The 4,157-nt window shown below is 61.1% G+C and carries 4 protein-coding genes; all 4 read left to right on the top strand.

What is annotated here, in order from left to right; all coding sequences use genetic code 11:
• The first annotated feature begins 83 nt into the window (after nt 1–83).
• Entirely contained in the window at nt 84–779 is a 696-nt protein-coding gene (locus ABWU19_RS14360) for a TerC family protein (protein WP_435902338.1), read from the top strand.
• Nucleotides 780–781: 2 nt separating this feature from the next.
• Nucleotides 782–1,330 (top strand): class I SAM-dependent methyltransferase, encoded by a 549-nt coding sequence (locus ABWU19_RS14365; RefSeq protein WP_435902341.1) that lies wholly within the window; start codon nt 782–784, stop codon nt 1,328–1,330.
• Between the two features lie 214 nt (nt 1,331–1,544).
• Nucleotides 1,545–2,291 (top strand): TerC family protein, encoded by a 747-nt coding sequence (locus ABWU19_RS14370; protein ID WP_435902339.1) that lies wholly within the window; start codon nt 1,545–1,547, stop codon nt 2,289–2,291.
• 69 nt (nt 2,292–2,360) lie between these two features.
• Nucleotides 2,361–4,031, top strand: a complete 1,671-nt coding sequence (locus ABWU19_RS14375; protein WP_435902340.1) for a glycerol-3-phosphate acyltransferase — start codon at nt 2,361–2,363, stop codon at nt 4,029–4,031.
• The last annotated feature ends 126 nt before the right edge of the window (nt 4,032–4,157 follow it).

Below are 4,157 nucleotides of genomic sequence, written 5' to 3' on the forward strand. Positions count from 1 at the left end.
TAATGTCGCATAACTCACCCCCGTCCCTTATTTTCCACTGGGTGTCAAGTCCTTTTCCGAATTGGCGTGATAGGCTAGAATTTGTGGATTTTGCTTCGGCACTTACAGCAATTCTAATTATCGTGGCCCTCGAGGCCGTACTCTCTGTGGACAACGCCATGGTACTGGCCGTAATGGTGCGGCCTTTGCCGGAGCACCTGCGCTCGAGGGCCCTGCTGTACGGCATCATTGGGGCCTATGTGCTGCGTGGGCTGGCTTTGCTGTTCGCTACCATCATCATCAAAATCTGGTGGATACAGCTTTTAGGTGGGCTCTACCTGGTGTATCTGGCGGTCAATCACATCTTCCGACATAAGCCGGCCTCGGCAACGGAGCAAGCCCGCATCCAGCAGGCCGCGGCTGCCGGCTTTTGGCGCATCGTGATCATGATCAACGTGGTAGACCTGGCCTTCGCGGTGGACTCGGTGCTGGCGGTGGTTGCTTTCAGCCGGGAGTTCTGGGTGATTTTTGCCGGGGTAGCCATCGGGATTCTGCTCGTCCGGCTGGCCGCTGGCATCATGGTTGCGGTCATCGAGCGTTATCCACGCCTGGAGACCGTGGCTTATGCGGTGGTGGGCGGGGCCGGGCTCAAGCTAACGCTGGAGGGTTGGAGCCACGGCAGCGAGGTCTGGCTGCACCGCCCCGAGCTGGCCTTGCATCTGCCCCAGGCTTTTTTCCTCAGTGTCACCTTTGCCATCCTGGTCTTGGGCAGCCTGTGGGCCTTCCGTCGCTCGTCCTGACCATGCCCAAAGACTGGGACGCCCACTACCTGAATCAGCCACCCCTAAACCAGCCCGCCGCGGTGGTGGCGGCCTACGCCCAAGAGCTACCAGCCGGCCCGGTGCTGGATCTGGCCGGTGGTATGGGTCGTAACGCCTTTTTTCTGGCCCGGCGCGGGCATCCGGTGCTTTTGCTCGAGCAAAGCCGGGTGGCGCTCGAGTTCGTTCGGGGCGAAGCAGCCCGCCAGCAGCTTTATATCTGGGCGCTAAAGGCCAACCTGGAAGCCCCCTCCCCAGACCTGCCCCCCGGCCCTTTTGCTGGCATCGTCAAGTCATATTTCCTGCACCGCCCCCTGCTGGAACGGTTGGCCGAACGGCTTGTGCCTGGTGGACTGGTGCTGCTCGAGGGTTTCACGCTTATGGAAGCCGAGCGGCGCGGCAGCCAGGCTGTGCATTACTGGCAGTCCGGCGAACTCCTGCACCCACCCCCAGGGCTCTACCTGCGGGCCTGGGCCGAGGGCTTTTGGGAGGGGCACCACCGCACCTGGGCGGTGTGGGAAAAGCCAGGCTAAAGCCATCCGGCCCCACATGCGCTCCCAATTTGGAAAAAGCGTGCTACACTACAACCTGGTTGGGGAGTAACCGCCCTTTCTTGGGTTTGATTAATCGTCAGTACGAAGCTCTGGCTTCCGGTTAATCAGGGCAAATAGCCCAGGTGAGACCACCACGACACGAAAAGGCCGTGGTGGCTTTTGTTATTTTGCTGCACCACGGCCAGGGGTATCCATGGAACAGCTTGGACAAGCACTGATTGTTATCGGAATCCTGATTGTCTTGGAGGCAGTGCTCTCTGCCGACAATGCCATGGTGCTGGGGGTGATGGTCAGGCAACTACCCCCACCCTGGCGGCAGCGGGCCTTGTTTTATGGCATCGCCGGAGCCTACATTCTGCGGGGGCTGGCCCTGGTCTTTGCGGTGTATCTAATTCAGTTCTGGTGGATTCAAGCCCTGGGCGCGGCCTACCTGCTTTTTATCGCCATTCGACACTTCAGCAAGCCCCAGCCCAAAGAGGAAGTGCACCTCGATGCCGCGCGTACCCTTAAGGAAGTTACTCCGCGCCAATTCTGGACCATCGTAGCTCAAATCGAGCTGGCCGACCTGGCCTTCGCGGTGGACTCGATCCTGGTAGCGGTAGCGCTTTCGGACAACCTCGTGATCATCTTCACCGGCGTGTTTATTGGCATTCTGGCCCTGCGCTTTGTAGCCGTGCTCTTTGTGGGCTTGCTGGAAAAATACCCTCGCTTCGAAACGGTGGCCTTTGTGGTGGTGGGCTTTGCCGGAGTCAAACTGGCCATTGGGGGTTGGGACAAATTCACCAAGGAGGTGCTGTTGCGCCCGGAGTGGGTTACGGGTATCGACAAAACCCAGTTCTCCCTTTTTATTCTGGGGGTCTTGATTCTGGGTACACTCTGGGCCATGAGCCAGAAGCCCCGCATCTCCAATACAGAGGCCAAAGAGCCGTCCGAGGCATGAACCCAGGCGCATGCGCTATCGCTACTGCGCCTCTGCAAACCCCTGGGCAAATCTGATAAGGTTGAGCCGATGGTTTTTGTTCTGGCGATCCTGGCTTACTTAATTGGCGCTTTGCCCCTGGGCTACTGGGCCATTCGCTGGCTCACCGGGCAAGACCCGCGCCTGGCTTCGGCCTATAACCTGGGCCTCGAGAACACCCTCAAACGCCTGGGCACTGGCCCGGCCCTGCTGGCTTGGGGTCTGGACTTCCTCAAGGGGCTCCTGGCGGTCTGGCTGGGGGGGCAGTCTGGCCTGTCCTGGGCAGTTGTTTTTGCGTTGCTGGTCTACCTGGGGCACCTTTATCCCCCCCGGCTTTTTTCCGAGGGTGCGCTCCTGCGGGGACGGGGTGCTGGGGTGCTGGTAGGCATCGTCTTTGGCCTGTACCTGAGCGGCCTGCCCTACCTGCTCACCCTGGTGGTGTTGCTGGTGGCCATGGTGGGTCTCTTGTTGAGCCGCTATGCTTCGCTGGGGGTGATGTACATACCGGCTACGCTGGCCCTTCTGCTCACCTTCGAGCCCATTGCTGGCTGGGCTAAGCTCTCGGCCTGGGCGTTGTTGTTTGCCACGTTGTGGAGATACAAGGAAAACATTGGGCGGATGCTGGAAGGTACCGAGCCCCGCCTGGGCGAGCCGCCGCCGCTGCCCTCAGAAAAACAGGTGGTCTGCGCCTTCATGATCCATCCCCTAACGCTAGACGACCTCTTCCAGAGCCCCCGTTTTCGCTGGGCCAAAGCGCTGGTGAAGCGGGGCCTGGTCTCCCAAGCCCTGGTGGAAAACCTGGCCGAGGCCATCCGGCCCATGAAGGTGGGCGAGCTGCGCGGGGTAAAAACCGCCGATGGGCGGGAGATTCGCTGCCACCTCATCTCGGCGCCCCTGTTGCCCCATCAGATTACCGGCAAGCCCGAGCTGGCCACCCAGCGGGCCATCCAGGGGGCACGGCTGGCCAAAGAGCTGGGCTGCACAGTGGTGGGGCTGGGAGCCTTCTGGAGCGTGGTGGGCGATAAGGGCAAAATGGTGCAGGAGGCCGTGCCACAGATCGAGGTGACCAACGGCGGGGCCTATACCGCCGGAACCGTCAAGGCGGCTATACCGGGCATCCTGGCCCACTTCGAGCAGAGCGGACGAAAGCTCAAAACTGCCACCGCCGCCGTGGTAGGGGCCAATGGGGTGGTGGCCTTTGGCATCGCCCGTCAGATTGCCCCGCTGGTGGGTAAGTTGATTCTGGTAGGGCGCAACCTCGAGCGCCTGGAAAAAAGCGCCAGCACCCTTAAGCAGAACCTCGAGCGCAAGGGACAGCCGGTACCCGAAATTGTAACCACCCTGGAGATGGCCGCCATCCGCGAGGCCGACCTGGTGTTTACCGCCACCTCCGACCCCCAGCCGGTCATCTTCCCCCAGCATGTAAAACCTGGAGCCTGGATCTACGACGAAGGGGTGCCCCCCGACGTGGACGAATCGGTCAAAGAAGTACCAGAGGTGCGGGTAATTCCCGGTGGGGTGGTGCGGCCTCCGGGGGCCATGACCGGCAACCTCGACCTGCACTTTGGCGAAGGGGCAGTACCAGCCTGCCTGGCCGAGACCATGATTCTGGCGGCTGAACAGGCCTATGAGCGCAAGAGCCTGGGGGGCGAGACCAAAAGCGAGAATATCCAGTTCTTTGTGGAGCGGGCCGAGGCGCTGGGGTTTCGGGTGGTGGACTAGAGCGCTTTTCACAAACATTGAGCCGCTCATACCAGATTCGGTTAGGTCGTCACCGAACGGTGACGGCCTAACCCGACCAACGGGATACGCTGTTTTCGCCGAGCGCAGCGAGGGGTGTGCTCTAGG

It is taken from the genome of Meiothermus cerbereus, assembly GCF_051297115.1.
GTDB classification, from domain to species: Bacteria; Deinococcota; Deinococci; order Deinococcales; family Thermaceae; genus Meiothermus; species Meiothermus cerbereus_A.